An 18,481-nucleotide genomic window follows, 5' to 3' on the forward strand; every position below is an offset into this window, starting at 1 on the left:
AAATTTTAATTAAGACCTAAGCTTTTCCTTCTTGCAAGTATGGTTTCTTCTAATTTATCTGCAGCTTTTATTACATCGTCTTCTATTATAAGCTTGCCGCCTGTTAGATTTTCCATATCTTCACATAAAACTTTTGTTACCACTTTGCTTCCACCAATGAAAGGAGATATAGCAAGGTGAAGTGGTAATCCAAGGGCAAGACCAAAACTTCCATCTGCCAATGCTTGTTCTTCAAGCCATTGAGGTGCAGAAAGCACAAGTGGAAGCTGTGGAATATCTATTTTTAGGTATTCTGCTAGTTCTTTTGCTACAATTTCCAATCTTCCAATAGCAAGACATGGACCAAAATTTAGTACAGGTGGTATACCTAGGCTCTTACATACTTCTTTTAAGCTATCTCCTGCAAGTTCAGCAGCTCCTGGAGACATAAGTCCTACATTTTCAAGTCCACCACTTGAACAACCTGCAGAAAGTACAATTATATTTCTCTTTATGAGTTCTTTTGTAAGTTCTACTGTAAATACATCGTGACCTTTGGCAGTTAAGTTTGAACAACCTACTATTCCAGCAACACCTTTAATTTTTCCAGCAGCAATTAAGTCTACAAGAGGTTTCCAACTTCCGCCTAAGAAGGATTTTAAGGAACCTTCACTTACACCTGTTATGACGTCATCAAAGCCATGGTTTTTAGGAATATTCATTGTAACTTTAGATCTTCTTTCCTTATAACTTTCAATAGCCGTATCTATAACATGGTTGCTTATTTTTTCTCTATCTTTAAAAGAGTATTCTACATATTCTGCATTTGATTTTTTAGAAACGTCATCTAGGCATATCATTTTAACCATGAACTTATCAGCTATTGGCTCGATGCCAGGAAGAGTACAGTTAAATTCAGATACTATTGCATCTATACCTCCAGTTGCTATTAAGGCTTCACTTGTAAAGTTATTTCCTGCATGACCGGAGAAAACATCAGTATAGTATTTACCTCTTAACTGTAAATCCTGTCCGACACAGGTACATCCAACTAGTTTGAATCCTTTAGCACCAACTGCTTGGGCTTTTTTTACAGCTTCAGGTTTTACAAGTTCTTCTTGAAGGTGGGCAATCATGGAGTGCTGGTGGCCTGTTATCATCAAATTTATATAATCCGTATCTACAACTTTAAAACCAACTTTTGCAGGTCTTATAGCAGGTTCACCTAAAATTATGTCATTTAATAAATTTGTAAGGGTAAGTCCGTAAATCCCAGTGGATATTCCAAGTTTTAAACAATTTAGAAGCATATCTACAGGGTCGCTGTTTAGATTTGTAGAAGTTTTTACTACACCATCAAAAACTTCTGATTTTGCACCGCCAGGCATTATATTTAATTTGTTCCAATTTTCTAGTCTAGGTGCATAAGCTAATTTATTTATAACTTCCATTTTTTCGAATTTTGGTTTGTATAAGTCCTTTAATACGGCATCAGCTACTAGTACAGCTTTTTTATGTGGGTCAGATTCTGTTATACCAAGTTTTTCTGCTAGGGTGTTGAGAGCATTCATTCCTTTTATCTCTCCGCCGGTTTCACCTACTGATTTTACGTTTCTAGCTGTATTTTCGACTATATGGATATAACATCCACTGCCGGCAGCTACAGCTCTAAGAAAGTTTCTTGCAACCATGGTATCAGCACTAGCACCACATACTCCTCTTGGAGCTTTAGGTGTTATTCTGCAGGGACCGTTTGCACAGAGTCTACAGCAGACTCCTAGCTGACCAAAACCACATTTAACACTTTGGCTTTCTACCCTATGATGAGAAGTTTCTACACCATCTAGAGAACCTATAAACTTTTCAAGTACCTTATCTGCTGACTTACAAATTTTGTTATTTGACATAATAAAACCTCCAAACTATACTATTTAAGTATACTATTAAATTATTAAAATTACTGATTAGGATTATTCTCCTAAAGGATAACGTATTCTAAGTGCTAAAGATACTAAGAATACTTATACTAAGAATCAAAAACTGTAATAGTTTAATAGTATTAATTAATACTATTTATTTACAAGTACAACTAACTAAAAAATAATTGTTATCCAATAACAATAATATAAACCTTTTCGGTTTCCTTGTCAATATAAAATATAAAATAATTCTTATTTGATTGAAAATTATTCTATATTGATATAATAGAAGAATAGAAGTATTAAAAATTAAGGAGAAAAACATATGACAAAAGTTTTGTTTAATGAATTAGGTATAAATGGAGAAATAACAGAAGGACTAAAAAAAGAAGGCATTGAATATGCTGCAGAAATACAGTATAAGGCCATTCCAGAAGCTCTTTTAGGTAAAGATGTAGTAGGAGAATCAGAAACAGGCAGCGGAAAAACGTTAGCTTATATTGTTCCTATATTTCAAAAAATTGATTTTGAAAGTAAAGATGTTCAGGCATATATACTTGCACCCACACATGAACTTGCAATTCAAATACATAATGTAATAAAAAATTTAGCTAACAATTCAGGTATTCCAGTTAGGTCTGCAGCTATAATAGGAAATGTAAATATAAAAAGACAGGTGGAAATTTTAAAAAGTGAAAAGCCGCATATAGTAGTGGGTTCTACAGGAAGAATACTTCAACTTATTAAAATGAAAAAACTAAAATCGCATAATATCAAGACCATTGTAGTAGATGAAGCAGATAAACTTCTAGATAAGAACAACATAAACGATGTTAAAGCTATAATAAAAACTACATTAAGAGAAAGACAATTAATGTTTTTTTCAGCTACAATAGATGATAGAACTTTAGATATAGCAAGGGACTTAATGAAAGATTACAAATTTATAAAGGCAGAACAAACAACTTCTATGAATGAAAACATAAAGCATATGTGTTTTATGTGTGAAAGAAGAGATAAAATATTAATTCTAAGGAAACTTGTACATATATTAAATCCAAAGAGGGCCATTGTATTTGTAAATAAGCCAGATGAAATAGAAATGCTTACAGAAAAATTAAAATATCATAAATTAAGAGCAGAAGCTATATATGGAGCAGAAGACAAGAAAGTGCGTAAAAGAGCTTTAGAAAGCTTTAAATTAGGTAAAATTAATTTATTAGTGGCTTCAGATATAGCAGCAAGAGGACTTGATATAGAGGATGTAGATTATGTTTTCAGTTATGATATACCAGAAGATGCCGACAATTATTTACATAGATCAGGGAGAACAGCAAGAGCTGGCAAGGAAGGTACGTCTATATGCATAATTACAAATAAAGAGCAGAAATTATTAAAACAGTATGAAAAGGCATTTAATATAAAAATAGCTTTAAAAGATATGTACAAAGGGAAAATAATAGAGCATATATAAGAAAAAGGGTTATTAAGTATATTAAAGCTTGCAAAAAATGATCTCAGTGATAAAAAATTGCTGGGATCATTTTTTTAAATCCTTATAAAATCCTTAAAATTAGTATTTACAATTAGCATGAATTGATAAGGGAGGATTTATAAAGATGGAAAGATATATTTTACAAACAAAAAATTTATGTAAAAATTTTAAAGGACAGCTAGCGGCAAATAATATCTCACTTGCAATAAAAGAAAATTCCGTTTATGGATTGCTTGGCCCTAATGGTGCTGGAAAATCTACTACATTAAAAATGATTACAGGGATACTTAAGAAAACTTCAGGTAAAATTATTTTTGAAGGACATCCCTGGAGCAGAAAAGATTTAAAGGATATTGGGGCACTAATTGAAGCTCCTCCACTATATGAGAATTTAACTGCAAGGGAAAATCTAAAGGTCAGAACTACACTACTTGGACTTAAGGAATCACGTATTGATGAAGTACTCCAAACGGTTGATTTAACAGATACAGGGAAAAAGCGTGCAGGTCAATTTTCCATGGGTATGAAGCAGAGACTTGGAATTGCCATTGCACTACTTAATCACCCTAAGCTTTTAATTTTAGATGAGCCTACTAACGGACTAGATCCTATTGGTATTCAAGATTTGAGAAATCTTATTCGTTCTTTTCCAGAGCAGGGTATAACAGTTATTTTATCTAGCCACATATTGTCTGAGGTAGAGCTTATTGCAGATCACATTGGAATTATTAGTAATGGAATTTTAGGATATGAAGCAAAAATTAATCCGGGTGAGGATCTAGAATCACTCTTCATGGAAGTAGTTAAAAAATCTAAAAGGGAAATGAGGTAATTAAAATGAGTTCATATTTGAAGGCAGAGAACTTAAAGTTAAAAAGGACAATGACTAAAAAACTTGTTTTGATTTTCCCAATTGTCACACTTTTTTTTGGCTTTATGACAGGAGTTTATTATCAATTAAATACATTTAATTGGTGGTACATGCTTATGCTGCCGGGAGGTGTTTCACTTTTTTGCGCACTTGTAAATCAAAAAGAAGAGAAGAAAATTAAATATAGAGCTATTTTCTCTATGCCTATTGATTTAAAAAAAGTTTGGGTTTCAAAAGTTATTCTTATAGCTGTTTATGTTTTATTTTCTTGTATTCTTTTGGTGTTAGGAGTTGGTATAGTAGGAAAATATGTTTTGCCAAAAGTTATTTCAAGTTTTGCTTTAAGTTCTATAGTTACTATTCCAGGTATAAATGCAATTACAGCAGCTATTGTTATTGCAATAACGTCACTATGGCAAATTCCACTTTGTCTATTTTTAGCTAAGAAATTTGGATTTTTTGTACCGGTTATTTTAAATGTTGCAGTAGGTATAGGCCTTAATGGAGCAATGGCTGTGAAATCCATCTGGTGGATATGTCCGTATAGTTGGACGAGTCGTCTTATGTGTCCTATACTTGGTATACTTCCAAATGGACAGCTGCCAGTAGGAAAAGATACAATGCTTAACCCGGGTGTTATTCCTGTAGGAATTGTGTTATCTATTCTACTATTTATTGTGCTGCTTACTATTACATCAAGTTGGTTTAAAAATCAGGAGGTAGTATAAAATGTTATCATTATTTAGAGCTTTACGGGCTGACTTTCAAAAGTTAAAACATACTCAAATATTTTGGATTCACATTGTAATTCCGATAATAGGTGCATTATTTTTTCTGGTCTGTTACAATTTATTTAACAAGGTAGAGACTATTGAGAAGCACGTACTTTATTTTGAATTACTTGGCATGGTTTTTCCACTTCTAATTGGAATAATTTGCAGCATGGTTGTTTCACAGGAAGAACAAGCAGGTCAATTTCAAGTGCTGCTCGGCAGCACAAAGTCAAGAAGTATTTCATGTTTAAGTAAGCTGATTACCTTAATTTTTATGGGAATGCTTTCACTATTTTTAGCTCTTGCTATAGTACTTTTTGGATTAAAATTGTTTTTACATGTATCCAACATTCCTTATTTATTATATTTTCAGGCGTTTGGATGGCTTATTTTTAGTAATATATTTATTTATGTATTAAGTTTTTTTGTCAGTTTAAAGTTTGGCAGAGGAGCATCTATTTTTCTAGGAATTGCAGGTATGCTCATTGCTGCGCTAATGATTACAGGACTGGGAGATAGATGCTGGATGTATCTTCCCTGGGCATGGGGTGTAAGGTTTTGTGATTTTGCTACTTTGAATTTTATGTCTGCAGCTATGCATAAAGAAATTCCTTATCTTTTATATAATATTCAAAAAGCATCGTGTATTACAGGTGCATATACTTTGGGAATATTGATGCTGCAACTTTTATGGTTTAATTTTTGGGAAGGACGCAAGTGTGATGAATAATATTTTTAATTAATAGTTAAGAATGAAGAATTAATAGTTAATGTGGATTTTTTTTCGTTACACTACAAAAAATCTTTGATTAAGCTTTTGCTGATTTATATAAATTTAAAGATTTTTTGCGATAGCTAAAAATCATCCTTCACTATTAACTTTTCATTATTAATTCTTAACTAATTTGAGGGGGATAGCTATGGCCAAGATTCTTGTAATAGATGATGAAGAGGACATTTTAGTACTTGTAAAAAATGTTCTTGCGAAAGATGGACATGTTGTTACAATTGTCAATAATCCAAAAAAAATTCTGCTTAATGAGTACGCAAAATATGATCTTATTTTATTGGATGTTATGATGCCAGATATAGATGGCTTTGAATTATGTGAGAAAATTCGTGATATAGTAGACTGTCCAATCTTGTTTTTAACTGCTAAAACTATGGAAAATGACGTAATGTTTGGATTTGGAATAGGTGGGGATGATTATATAAAAAAACCTTTTAGTACAGGAGAACTTCGTGCTAGAGTAAATGCCCATCTGAGAAGAGAAAAAAGAGAAAAGCACAATATGATTTCTATCTCTGGTATGAAATTCAATTTGGCAAGTAAGGAAATTATTATAGAAGATAAAAAGGTGCCTATGACAAAAAGTGAATATGCTATTTGTGAATTTCTTGTACGCAGTAAGGGACAGGTTTTTACAAAAGAGCAAATTTACGAAGCTGTATACGGATATGAAAGGGAAAGTGACAGCTCAGGTATTGCAGAGCATATAAAAAATATAAGGGCAAAGCTTGCTATTTTTGATTTATCTCCAATTAAAACGGTTTGGGGGATTGGCTATAGATGGGAATAAATAAAAAACCAGTTACAATGAGAAGAATTTTTTTTAGATATCTAATAACGTTAGCTATTACATTTATTATTGTTTCAGCATTGTATCTTGAATTTGTTTTTTTGCTTATAAAGGCTAACGTATTTTTACCTGCAAATTATAGTGAAAATCTAGCCTCAAATGTAAAATCTAAACTTCAATCAGCACAGACTATAACAGAAAATATGATCCCTAAAGGATGCAAATTTGTTGTTTTCGATAAAAGTTATAGAGTAGTTAAAACAGATTTAAATTCTAAAGATTTAGACGAAGCAAAAAGGTATGCAAGGGGGCAGGGGTATAATAACCATTGGGCGACGAAACAGTATTATATCATACAAAGAAAAGATGGTTTATGCATACTTCAGTATTATATCATAATGAGGTACAGTTCTGACTTTTTAAATAGTAATTTACCTAATCCTCAAGGAATGTTTGTTTTGGTGTATATTTTTTTATTTGTTACCATTATTTTTATAATTTCAACGCTTTATGCACGAAAGCTAAAAAAGCAGTTAAATCCCTTACTTGAAGTATCAGAAAAAATTAAAGAACAGGATTTGGATTTTGAGATAACTCATTCAAGGATAAAAGAATTTGACAGTGTTTTATTGTCACTGTCAGATATGAAAGAGGAATTAAAAAAATCCCTAAAAGAGCAGTGGCATATTGAACAGGATAAAAGAAAGCAGATTTCAGCTCTTGCCCATGATATAAAAACACCCCTTGCGGTTATTAAGGGCAATGCAGAATTATTAATAGATTCACCTTTAAATGAGGAACAGAAGGAATATACAGCATTTATTCATAAAAATTCTAATCAAATTGAGAAATATATAAAAACACTTATTGAATTATCTAGAGCAGAAGAAGGCTTTTGCATACAGCTAAGTAAAGTGAATACAGGAAAGTTTGTAGAAAATATTCATAATCAATTAAATGCACTTGCATGTACAAAAAAGTTACAAGTTGAATTTGAGGAAGAGTGTTTGCCGCAAGAAATTATAATTGATGAAAGTTTACTATATAGAGCAATTATGAATGTCATTTCTAATGGCGTGGATTACTCACCAGATAATAGTAAAATTTATTTTAAAGCCGCAGGTTTTCAGGATAACATATGCTTTACCGTTACTGATAGTGGTAATGGCTTTTCAAATAAAGACATTAAATTTGCTGCAGCACAATTTTATATGGGTGATAACAGTAGAACCTCTAAAACACATTATGGCATGGGATTATTTATTGCCTATTCTATATTAAAGCAACATAAAGGAGATATGTATATAGGAAATTCACCTATTACAGGAGGAGGGCAAATCACTCTTCAAGTTCCACTAGAATGAAATTTATATGACATTTTTTGAAAATAAATTTGCATAATTTAAATATTACTTATATAATAATTTTGAAGTTAACTACCTTCTTTTTCGAGAAGGTTTTTTTTCGTAAATATGATGGAAATATAGAATTATTAATTATGAATATAAATATTTGAAAGGGGAAATTTTATGGAGGGCAAAGAAAGAAATGTCTATGATGTAAACTCCTTAACTTCATTGGAGAAACTTGAACCAGTACGTGTTAGACCGGGAATGTACATAGGATCAACTGGCAGTAAAGGTCTCCATCATTGCATATGGGAGCTTTTGGACAATGCTATAGATGAAATTTCCAATGGATTTGGAGATAGGTCATATGTTACCTTAAACAAGGATGGCAGCGTGTCTGTGCAGGATAATGGAAGAGGAATACCTACTGGACTTCATCCTGTAAAGAAAAAAAATGGAGTGGAAATGGTGTTTACCGAACTTCATACAGGAGGAAAATTCAATAATTCAGTATACAAGACTTCAGGAGGTCTCCATGGTGTAGGGGCAGCAGTAGTGAATGCTCTGTCTACTTGGATGGAAGTAGAAGTCAAGCAAAATGGACATATATATAAACAAAGATTTGAATATGCCTATGATAAATCAGTGAAAAAAAATATGCCAGGTACACCAGTAACAGCTATTAAAGTAATAGGAGATACAAGTGATACTGGTACAAAAGTAACCTTTATGCCTGACAACAAAGTATTTTCTACAATTGATTTTAAAATTGATGTAATAGATGAAAGGTTAAAAGAGTTGGCCTTCCAAAATAAAGGTATAACTTTAAAATTAATTGATAATACTGGAGAAGAAAGTATAGAAAGGGAGTACCATTCGGAAAGGGGACTTCTAGATTTTATAGATTATTTAAATGAGAGTAAAACACCTATTCATAAAGATCCAATATTATTTGAAGGAGAAAGAAAGATAAATGATTTAAGTATGTATGGAGAGGTGTGCATGCAGTTTACGGATTCTACTACCTACCATATAGCAAGTTATGTAAATAATATTCCTACTACAGAATCAGGAACTCATGAAAGTGGATTTAAAACAGGTATGACCAGGGCTTTCAAAGAGTGGGCTAAAAAATTAAATTTACTGAAAGAAAAAGATAAGGAATTTGAAGGGGACGACTTAAGAGAAGGGATGACAGCTATAGTTAAGATAAAAATAACTAATCCTATATTTGAAGGTCAAACCAAGACAAAGCTTGGAAATACGGAAGCCTATACTATGATGAATGATCTTGCCTATACAAAGCTTTCAGAATGGATAGAAGATAATAAAGAAATAGCATCTGCTATAATAAATAATGCTCTTCATGCTGCGGCAAGAAGAGAGAAGATAAAAAAGATAAATGATGCGGAAAAGAAAAAGATAGGTAAAGGTGCAGCTCCTCTTGCAGGAAAAGTTGCTGTATGCACATTAAAGGATTCTTCAAAATGTGAATTTATAGTAGTTGAAGGTGATTCTGCCGGAGGCTCTGCAAAACAGGCTAGAGATAGAAGATTTCAGACTATAATGCCTTCTAAGGGTAAAATTATGAATACGGAAAAACAGAAGCTTGAAAACGTCCTTGGAAGTGAAGAACTTAAGATATTTAATACTGCTATAGGTACTGGAATACTTGAAAATTATAATGAAAGTGATTTAAGATATGATAAAATTATAATTTTAAGTGATGCAGATGTAGATGGATATCATATAAGATCCCTTTGGATGACTTATATATATAGATATATGAGACAGCTCATTTCAAATGGCCACCTTTATATAGCACTGCCGCCCCTTTATAAAGTATATAAGCAGAATAAAGGTAAAGAGGTAATTAAGTATGCATATAGTGATGAGAAACTGCCAGATGCAAAAAAGCAAATAGGAAAAGGTGTGCTTGTACAGAGATACAAAGGACTTGGTGAAATGAATCCAGACCAGCTCTGGGAAACTACTTTAAATCCTGAAACGAGAACACTGCAGCAAATAACTATAGATGATGCTGCTAAAGCTGAAAAGATGGTATCACTTTTAATGGGAGATGTAGTTGCACCTAGGAAAAAATATATGTATAAATATGCACAATTTTAGATTATGCACAATTCGCAGTTAATGAAATTTTATTAGATAGCCTATAGCCTAAAGTGAAAGAATCGGAGGAAATGGATTTGGTTAAGAACACAGTAATTCCAAAAGATAATAATATAATAAAAATTCCTATAGAAGAAGCTATGCCGGACAATTATCTTCCTTATGCAGTAGAAGTGGCAAAGGATAGGGCACTTCCTGATGTCAGGGATGGTTTAAAACCTGTACATAGAAGGATAATATATGGTTCATATATGTTAAAAGCGTTTCCAGACAAACCGTATTATAAGTCTGCCAGGATAGTAGGAGACATTCTTGGAAAATATCATCCTCATGGAGATACTTCCGTATATGACGCCATGGTAATACTAGCCCAGGATTTTACAACTAGGATGCCAATTATAGATGGTCATGGAAATTGGGGAAGTCAGGATGGAGATAATGCAGCTGCTATGCGTTATACAGAAGCAAGACTTACACCTATTGCTATGGAAATGATAAGAGACATAGAAAAGGGTGTAGTAAATATGGTGGACAATTATTCTGGATCTGAAAAGGAACCGGAAGTTCTTCCTGCAAGATATCCCAACTTACTTGTAAATGGAGCTTTTGGAATAGCAGTAGGTCTTGCCACTAACATACCCCCACATAATTTAAAAGAAGTAATAGATGCGACTGTAGCATATATTGATAATAGAGATATAACTGTAGAAGAACTTATGAATTACATAAAAGGACCGGATTTACCTACAGGAGGAATAATTATAGGTAAGAAGTCTATGATTTCAGCCTATGAAACGGGTGAAGGAAAAGTTACACTAAGAGCTAAGACTTCCATAGAAAAATTGGACAGCGGAAGACTTGGAATAGTTATTACAGAGTTCCCTTATAGAAGGAGTAAGGCAAAATTACTTCAGGTAATTTCTGAAATGACTGCAGACAAAAGGTATGCAAGGGCACTAGAGCCTATATCAGACATAAGAGATGAATCTGATAGAAGTGGTATAAGAGCAGTAATAGAATTTAAAAAATCTACAGATATGAAATTGGCTCAGAAGATTTTAAAATATTTACTGAAGAAAACGGATCTTCAATGCAATATATCTTTTAACATGGTAGCATTAGGAGATGGAAAGCCAATAACTATGGGGTTAAAACTCATATTGAAATATTATGTGGAATACCAAAAGGAAATCATAACAAAGAGAACTAAAATGGAGTTGGAAGAAGCAAAAAAGAGATTTCATATTGTAGAGGGATTTATAAAAGCTCTAGGTATAATGGATGAAATTATAAAGACTATTAGAAGTTCTAAATCGAAAAAAGATGCCGCTTCAAATCTTATGGAACAGTTTGATTTTACATACCCGCAGGCGGAGGCTATATTGGAGCTTATGCTGTACAGGCTTACTGGACTTGAAATAGACTCTTTTGAAAAAGAACATGAGAAACTTTTGAAAGTTATAAAAAAACTTACTAAAATATTGGAAAGTGAGAAGGAAATTCTTAAAGTTATAAAAAAGGAACTTATTGAAGTTAGAGAAAAGTATGGGGACGATAGAAGAACTGCTATCGTTGAAGAAGATGAAAAGGCAAAAATAGATGTAGATGAAATTATAATAGATGAAGATATAGTTATCACTATGTCAAAAGAGGGATACATAAAGAGGACCTCTTTAAAAAGTTATAATCGATCTAGTGGAAAAGTCGAAGATATAGAATATAGAGAAGGAGATTTTAACGAGTATTTTATAAATTCCAGCACAAAAGATACCCTTATGTTCTTTACAGATTCCGGTGATATGTATAGGATTAGAGGAATGGATATTCCTGAGTTTAAGTGGAAGGAAAAAGGAGAAAAGCTGGATAATTTAATAAAGGGAATTAATTTAGAAGAAAATCATATAACTTCAGTATATAGTATAAAAGATTTTAATTTGCAAAAGGATTTTGTATTTTTTACTAGCATTGGTGGAATAAAGAGAACAGGAATTGAGTCATTCGTCACAAATTATACAAAACTTATGGCATTAAAATTAAAAAATGAGGAAAAACTTATAGGGGTAGAACTTGTTGATAGAAGTGCAAATGTAGAATTTATAAAAGTAGAAACTAAATCCGGACTTGAGTTTACTGTAAGAAGTCCAGAACTTAATTTAGAAGATAGAAATATAGTTACTACACCACTTGTTACATTACAAGGAGAAGATTTTGCAGTAAAGATGGATTTTTCAACAGAGCCAGAATATAAAGAGTTTTATATAAACGTAAATAAGTCTGGAATAATTAAAGTTTTAAATTCAGGAAAATCTTCTAAAAGTGTGTTTACTAATTCTTCAAGTTACATATTGATATTTACATTAGATGGAGAAGTTTTTTCTATACCTGCTTTTATGCTTCAGAATGTAGATAATAGTGGCATAGATATTAAGGTATTTATGAAGAATATAGACGTAGGTAACATATTAAAGATAATTTCTGTGGAAAACTTTGATTGTGGATATGTATACTTTTTTACCCAATATGGTATGGTAAAAAAGACAGCATTAATGGAATTTAAACAGGTTGCTGGATGTTCTACTGCTTATAAATTTAAGGATAAAAAAGATTCTCTTGTAAATGTAGAATACAGTGACAAGGAAGAAATAGAAATATTTTTAATAACTGAAAGAGGAATGGGAATAAAGTTTAAAGCAAACACCGTAAATACTATGGGAAAATTAGCTGCAGGTGTTACAGCTATAAGTTTAAAGGAAGATGATAAGGTATCATATTGTTTTCTTATAGATGGTAATGATAGCAAAGATTATAAGCTAAACCTAATTTCTGAAAAAGGAAACAAAGAGCAGATAAATTTAAAAGATGTGGTCCTTCAAAATAGAGCAGGAAGGGGCAAAAGCATTATGCTCATAGTTATGGATGATAAGGTTAAAAAGGTTTATTAATTACTTAACTTTCGAACATGAAATTAACTTAATATAAAAATAATGCGAAGCAAAGCTTCGCAAGTTAAGAATTAATAATGAAAAATTAATAGTGAAGGATGATTTTTAGCTATCGCAAAAAATCTTTAAATTATATAAGTCAGCTCTTAGTAATGTTTTGGTTTAGCAAAACAAATGGTGAAAATCTTAATCAAAGATTTTTTGTAGTGTAACGAAAAAAAATCCACATTAACTATTAATTCTTCATTCTTAACTATTAATTGAAAATATTGCTTTGCAATATTTTTAAACTGCCAAATTTAAAGAGAGTCTTACTTTAAACTAACATAACTGGTTCTTTTAAAGTATGGCTCTTTTCTGTGAGTTTTAAAATAAAATATTAAATACTCAACTTTTCACTAATAAACTATATATAGTATAATTGAGTTATAGTAAAAAAATATTAAATAGGTATTCTATTTAAAAGTAAATTTATGCGTAGATATATTTTTACAATAATGAAGCACATTTAAATATTTTGTATATAAGCCTTAGTAAAAAATTTGTAAAAAGCTTAGAATTTTTTACTTAGACTTATCAAAATATTTAACGGGCTGAAGGTTGTAAAAATATTCGGAGAATAAATTACTTTTCAATCTAGAAATCATTATGTATTACATATGCGAAAAGGAGAAAAAATAATGATAAACGTTGTTAATAATTCAAATAATCCATATTTTAACCTTGCCCTTGAGGAGTATTTTGTGAAATATAAAGATTTAGGAGAAGATATATTAATATTGTGGCAGAATGAACCAGTTATAGTAGTTGGTAAAAATCAAAATACTTATGAAGAATTAAATCTGGAATATGTAGATAAAAACAATATTAAAGTTGTGAGAAGATTGTCTGGTGGAGGCGCAGTATACCATGATCTTGGCAATTTGAATTTTACTATAATAAAAAATAAATCCAAACTGCATAAAAACGATTTCTCTTTCTTTTCACTGCCAGTAGTATCCTGTCTAAATAAGCTGGGAGTTAAAGCAACTTTCAGCGGCAGAAATGACATTTTAATAGATGGAAAAAAGTTTTCTGGTAATTCACAGTATTTTCATAAGGAAAAGTTATTGCATCACGGAACGATTTTATTTTCAAGTGATTTAACTATATTGTCAAAGGCATTAAAAGTAAAAAAAGAAAAATTTGAATCTAAGGGAATAAAATCAGTAAAAAGCAGAGTTACAAATATAAGTGAAAATATTGATAAGGGATTATCACTTATAAAATTTAAAGATATGTTAATTCAGTGTTTTTTTGAAAGCAGAAAAGAAAATCCTAAAAATTATGTTTTAAGTGAGGAAGATACGAAAAAGATAAATGAACTTGTTGACAATAAGTATGGCACCTGGGAATGGAATTTTGGAAAATCTCCTAAGTTTAATTATAATAAAGAAATGAGATTTGATGCAGGAAGTATATGTGTAAAGGTAAATGTAATTGATGGAATAATGAAGGAATTTAAAGTAGAGGGAGATTTCTTTGAGGAAAATCCTATAAAGGAAATGGAAGATCTATTTATTGATAAAAAGTTTAATATTGCAGAGATAAAAAGTATTATAGAAAAAAATGATGTGTCAAAGTATGTTTTAAAACTAACTAATGATGACTTTATGAAATTGTTTTTATAATTTTACATGTATAATTATCAATTTAATACTGTGTTATAATTTATTTGAGGTGATTGTATTATGAAAAAGGCTATAGTTTTACTTGCAAGAGGTTTTGAGGAAGTAGAGGCTTTAACTTGTGTAGATGTTTTGAGGAGAGGTGGGGTACACTGTATAACTTGTTCTATAAATTCGGAAGATGATGTAATGGGTACCCATGAGATACATGTAAAAGCTAACGGCCTGTTAGAAAAAACAGATACGGATAAATACGATGCTTTAATAATACCTGGTGGAATGCCTGGAGCAGCTAATTTGAGGGATAGCTGTGAGGTTATACAAGTTGTAAAAGACTTTAATAATTCTAAAAAGATAGTAGCTGCTATTTGTGCAGGACCTATAGTATTAAAAAAAGCAGGTATTATTGAAAATAAAAAGGTAACTTCCTATCCAGGATATGAAAATGATATAGCACCTGTAAGCTATAGTGAAGATGTAGTGGTCCAAGATGGAAATATTATAACAAGTAGGGGCCCTGCCACTGCTATGCATTTTGCCTTTAAAATTTTAGAAAACTTAGCAGATAAGGACACTTTGGAAAAGTTAAAGAAAGATATGCTTTTTAATTTAGTTTAACAGTATTATAATGTAAATAGAAAATATGAAATACATATGGAGGCAAAACTTGCAAGAATATATACTAGATAATGGGTTGAAATTGTTATATGAATATAGAGCAGGAAAATTAACTTCTCTCTGTATAGGTTTTAATGCAGGGGCATTAGAGGAAGAAAAAAAATTTCATTTAGGTACAGCTCATGCAGTAGAACACCTTATATCTAAGGGAAGTAAAAATAGAAGTGAAAATCAGATAAATTTTGAAATTGAAAGTATATTTGGATTTGAAAATGCTATGACAAATTATCCCTATACAATTTACTATGGTACTTGTCTCTCAGAGGATTTGGAAAGAGCAGTTGAACTTTACAGCGACTTGCTCTTGAATCCTCTTTTTTCAACTAAAGGTTTTAAAGAAGAGATAAATGTAATACTTCAGGAAATTAAGGAATGGGAAGATGATATGTATAGGCATTGTGAGAGTACTCTTTTTAGAAATTCCTTTAAAAAAAGAAGGATAAGAGAACTTATAGTAGGTAATAAAAGCAGCATAGAATCAATTACTTTAGATGAAATAAAAAGTTTTTATGATGACTTTTATTTTCCTGAAAATTGTACCATTTGTGTATGTTCGTCTTTAAATATTAATTTTATTATAGATATAATAAGCACATATTTTGGATTATGGAAAAGTGATTTTAAAAAATATGTGCATGAAAAAAGTTTGTGCGAACCAGTGAGAACTGGAGTATTTGAAGAAATTGTACCAGGCATAACTGGAGCTAAAATTCAATATATATTTGATATACAAAAATTGAATCATAAGGAATTCAAAGCGCTGCTTCTTTTTAATGCTGCTCTTGGACAAGGCACAGATAGTATTCTTTTTAATAAGATAAGGACAGAAAATGCACTGGCTTATGAAGTTGGAAGCAGCATAAAAAATGAAAGGGGAATAAAACTTCTTTCTATAAACATGGGCACTTCTTTTGAAAATGTAAAAAAAGCAATTTCTATAACTTCCGATACAATAGACAAATTGAAATGTTTAAAAGAATATTTTACTGAGGATAAAATAAAGGCTTTAAGTAAAAGTATAAATTTAAAGAGAGAAATAAAATTTGAAAGATCCATTGAATTTTGTAAAGAAGTTGTTACTTCTGAACTTATGCAAAGAGGGTGCAGATATGATGGTTATTCAAATATATATAATTTAGATGATGTCCAAGAAGAAGATATAATTGAAGTTGCAAACAAGGTTATGGTTAAACCCTCTATACAGATTTTAACTGGAAACTAAATCAATTCACAAATTGTGCATTGTGAATTGATTACTAAAAAAGGGGGTGTGGTTATTGCAGGCAAAGTGGATGTTAAAAAGGTGTAAAAAAGATGTAAAAGCTATTGCCAAAATGGCAGGGATAAGTGAAGTTGTAGCTTCAATTCTTGTAAATAGGGAAATAGAAACACAGGAAGAGATAAAAAGTTTTATAAATCCATCCATGAGAGATCTCCAGAATCCGCTGCTCATGAAAGATATGGAAAGAGGCGTGGATATAATATATAGTGCTATAAAAGAGGGAAAAAATATAGCGGTATATGGAGATTATGATGTGGATGGAGTAATGAGCACTTATATATTATACTGTGGACTTTTAAGGTGTGGTGCTATGGTAAAATATCATATTCCTGACAGAATTACAGAAGGTTATGGAATAAATATTCATAGTATAGAAAAACTCAAAGAAGATGGAATACAGCTTATAATAACTTGTGACAATGGAATTTCAGCACTGGATCAAATTAAAAGGGCTGTGGAATTAAATATGCAGGTAGTCATAACTGACCATCATGATATACCTTTTTCAGATGATGAAGATGGGAAAAGAAAATTTTTAATTCCTGAAGCAGATGCTGTTATTGACCCAAAACAGCAAGATTGCAAATATCCTTTTAAAAAACTTTGTGGAGCAGGAGTTGCTTTTAAATTTATTCAGGTGCTTTATGATAAATTTAATATAAAAAAGGAAGAGGCACTTAAATTTATAGAGTATGCAGCTATTGGAACTATATGTGATGTGGTGGATCTCATAGGTGAAAATAGAATTATAGCTAAAAAAGGCCTTGGAATGTTAAATAACACAGAAAACTTAGGAATAAGGGAACTTATAAAAGAGACTTCATTAGAAGATAAAATGTTGAATTCTTACCATATAGGATTTGTAATCGGACCTTGTATAAATGCTACGGGAAGACTCGAAAGTGCAGTTTTAGCACTGGAACTTTTACTTTGTAAAGATCCGGACAGGGCACATGAACTTGCCAAAAAACTTCATGAATTAAATATTCATAGGCAGGATATGACGATTGATAGTCTAAATAAAATAATAGATAAAGTTGAAAAGTCAGATTTGAAAAAAGACAAAGTACTTGTGGTATATGAAAAAGGAGTACATGAAAGTATAGCAGGAATAGTTGCAGGAAGGCTTAAAGAAAGATATAATGTACCTTCTATTGTAATAACTAATGGAAAAGATTTTTCTAAAGGCTCTGGTAGATCTATTGAAGGTTATAATATGTTTGAAGAACTTGTAAAATGCAAGGAGCTAATGTGTCAATTTGGAGGTCATCCTTTGGCAGCAGGGTTGTCTATAGAAGAAGAAAATATAGATAAACTTAGAGATAGATTAAATAAAAATTGCAAACTTACAGATGAGGATATAATACCTAAGATTAGAATAGATAAACAGGTTCCCTTAAACAGCATATCTTTTAAAATGATAGAAGATATAAAGAGATTAGAGCCTTTTGGTAAAGGAAATTCTACACCTGTATTTGGAGAAAAAAATGTGGATGTATTCAGAATTTATTTCATAGGTAAGGACAAAAATACTTTGAAACTATTCTGCAGACTGAAAAATAGTTTAAACAAAATTGATGCACTATCTTTTGATGGAGGGGAAAAGTTTAGACAATTGGTATTTAAAGCTTATGGAAGTGGGGCAGCTTATAAAATTTTAAATAATGATTTTAAAAATCTAAAAATGGATTTTATATATTTGCCTTCTGTTAATGAGTATAAAGGAAATAAGAATATACAGCTTATATTAAAAGATTTTAGATTAGCATAAAATAGAAATAAAACTTGATTTATATTTTTTAAAATTGATAAATGG

General features: G+C 31.1%; 13 protein-coding genes. 12 read left to right on the forward strand and 1 reads right to left on the reverse strand.

Annotated features, from left to right (window positions below; genetic code table 11):
* Positions 1 to 5 precede the first annotated feature (5 nt).
* Entirely contained in the window at positions 6 to 1,886 is a 1,881-nt protein-coding gene (gene cooS, locus B5S50_RS16050) for an anaerobic carbon-monoxide dehydrogenase catalytic subunit (RefSeq protein ID WP_065077703.1), read from the reverse strand.
* 337 nt (positions 1,887 to 2,223) lie between these two features.
* Here cooS and B5S50_RS16055 point away from each other — a divergent pair, with 337 nt between their 5' ends.
* From B5S50_RS16055 to recJ, 12 genes are all read left to right on the forward strand, one after another.
* Positions 2,224 to 3,372 (forward strand): DEAD/DEAH box helicase, encoded by a 1,149-nt coding sequence (locus B5S50_RS16055; RefSeq protein WP_065077702.1) that lies wholly within the window; start codon positions 2,224 to 2,226, stop codon positions 3,370 to 3,372.
* Positions 3,373 to 3,517: 145 nt separating this feature from the next.
* Positions 3,518 to 4,225 (forward strand): lantibiotic protection ABC transporter ATP-binding protein, encoded by a 708-nt coding sequence (locus B5S50_RS16060; protein WP_217302326.1) that lies wholly within the window; start codon positions 3,518 to 3,520, stop codon positions 4,223 to 4,225.
* A 5-nt stretch (positions 4,226 to 4,230) separates the two neighbouring features.
* Positions 4,231 to 4,992, forward strand: coding sequence for a lantibiotic immunity ABC transporter MutE/EpiE family permease subunit (locus tag B5S50_RS16065; RefSeq protein ID WP_065077700.1), 762 nt, complete (start codon positions 4,231 to 4,233; stop codon positions 4,990 to 4,992).
* Position 4,993: 1 nt separating this feature from the next.
* A complete protein-coding gene (locus B5S50_RS16070) occupies positions 4,994 to 5,767 on the forward strand; it encodes a lantibiotic immunity ABC transporter MutG family permease subunit (RefSeq protein ID WP_065077699.1) in 774 nt (257 codons plus the stop codon).
* 190 nt (positions 5,768 to 5,957) lie between these two features.
* Positions 5,958 to 6,617, forward strand: a complete 660-nt coding sequence (locus B5S50_RS16075; RefSeq protein WP_065077698.1) for a response regulator transcription factor — start codon at positions 5,958 to 5,960, stop codon at positions 6,615 to 6,617.
* A complete protein-coding gene (locus B5S50_RS16080) occupies positions 6,608 to 7,981 on the forward strand; it encodes a sensor histidine kinase KdpD (protein ID WP_065077697.1) in 1,374 nt (457 codons plus the stop codon). The genes B5S50_RS16075 and B5S50_RS16080 overlap by 10 nt, the downstream gene beginning before the upstream one ends.
* Before the next feature lie 165 nt (positions 7,982 to 8,146).
* On the forward strand, positions 8,147 to 10,096 hold the full coding sequence (locus B5S50_RS16085) for a type IIA DNA topoisomerase subunit B (protein ID WP_065077696.1): 1,950 nt from the start codon (positions 8,147 to 8,149) through the stop codon (positions 10,094 to 10,096).
* Between the two features lie 77 nt (positions 10,097 to 10,173).
* On the forward strand, positions 10,174 to 13,038 hold the full coding sequence (locus B5S50_RS16090) for a DNA topoisomerase IV subunit A (RefSeq protein ID WP_217302327.1): 2,865 nt from the start codon (positions 10,174 to 10,176) through the stop codon (positions 13,036 to 13,038).
* A 680-nt stretch (positions 13,039 to 13,718) separates the two neighbouring features.
* Entirely contained in the window at positions 13,719 to 14,708 is a 990-nt protein-coding gene (locus B5S50_RS16095) for a lipoate--protein ligase (RefSeq protein WP_065077694.1), read from the forward strand.
* Positions 14,709 to 14,768: 60 nt separating this feature from the next.
* The gene (locus tag B5S50_RS16100) at positions 14,769 to 15,323 is read left to right on the forward strand and encodes a DJ-1 family glyoxalase III (protein ID WP_065077693.1); all 555 of its coding nucleotides are present in this window, start codon (positions 14,769 to 14,771) and stop codon (positions 15,321 to 15,323) included.
* 49 nt (positions 15,324 to 15,372) lie between these two features.
* Positions 15,373 to 16,605 (forward strand): pitrilysin family protein, encoded by a 1,233-nt coding sequence (locus B5S50_RS16105; RefSeq protein WP_065077692.1) that lies wholly within the window; start codon positions 15,373 to 15,375, stop codon positions 16,603 to 16,605.
* 55 nt (positions 16,606 to 16,660) lie between these two features.
* Positions 16,661 to 18,436 carry a single-stranded-DNA-specific exonuclease RecJ gene (gene recJ / locus B5S50_RS16110; RefSeq protein WP_065077691.1) on the forward strand — a complete coding sequence of 592 codons (1,776 nt, stop codon included), beginning with the start codon at positions 16,661 to 16,663 and terminating at the stop codon, positions 18,434 to 18,436.
* Positions 18,437 to 18,481 lie beyond the last annotated feature (45 nt).

Origin of the sequence: Clostridium sp. 001, assembly GCF_019056555.1 — a bacterium.
GTDB classification, from domain to species: domain Bacteria; phylum Bacillota; class Clostridia; order Clostridiales; family Clostridiaceae; genus Clostridium_B; species Clostridium_B ragsdalei.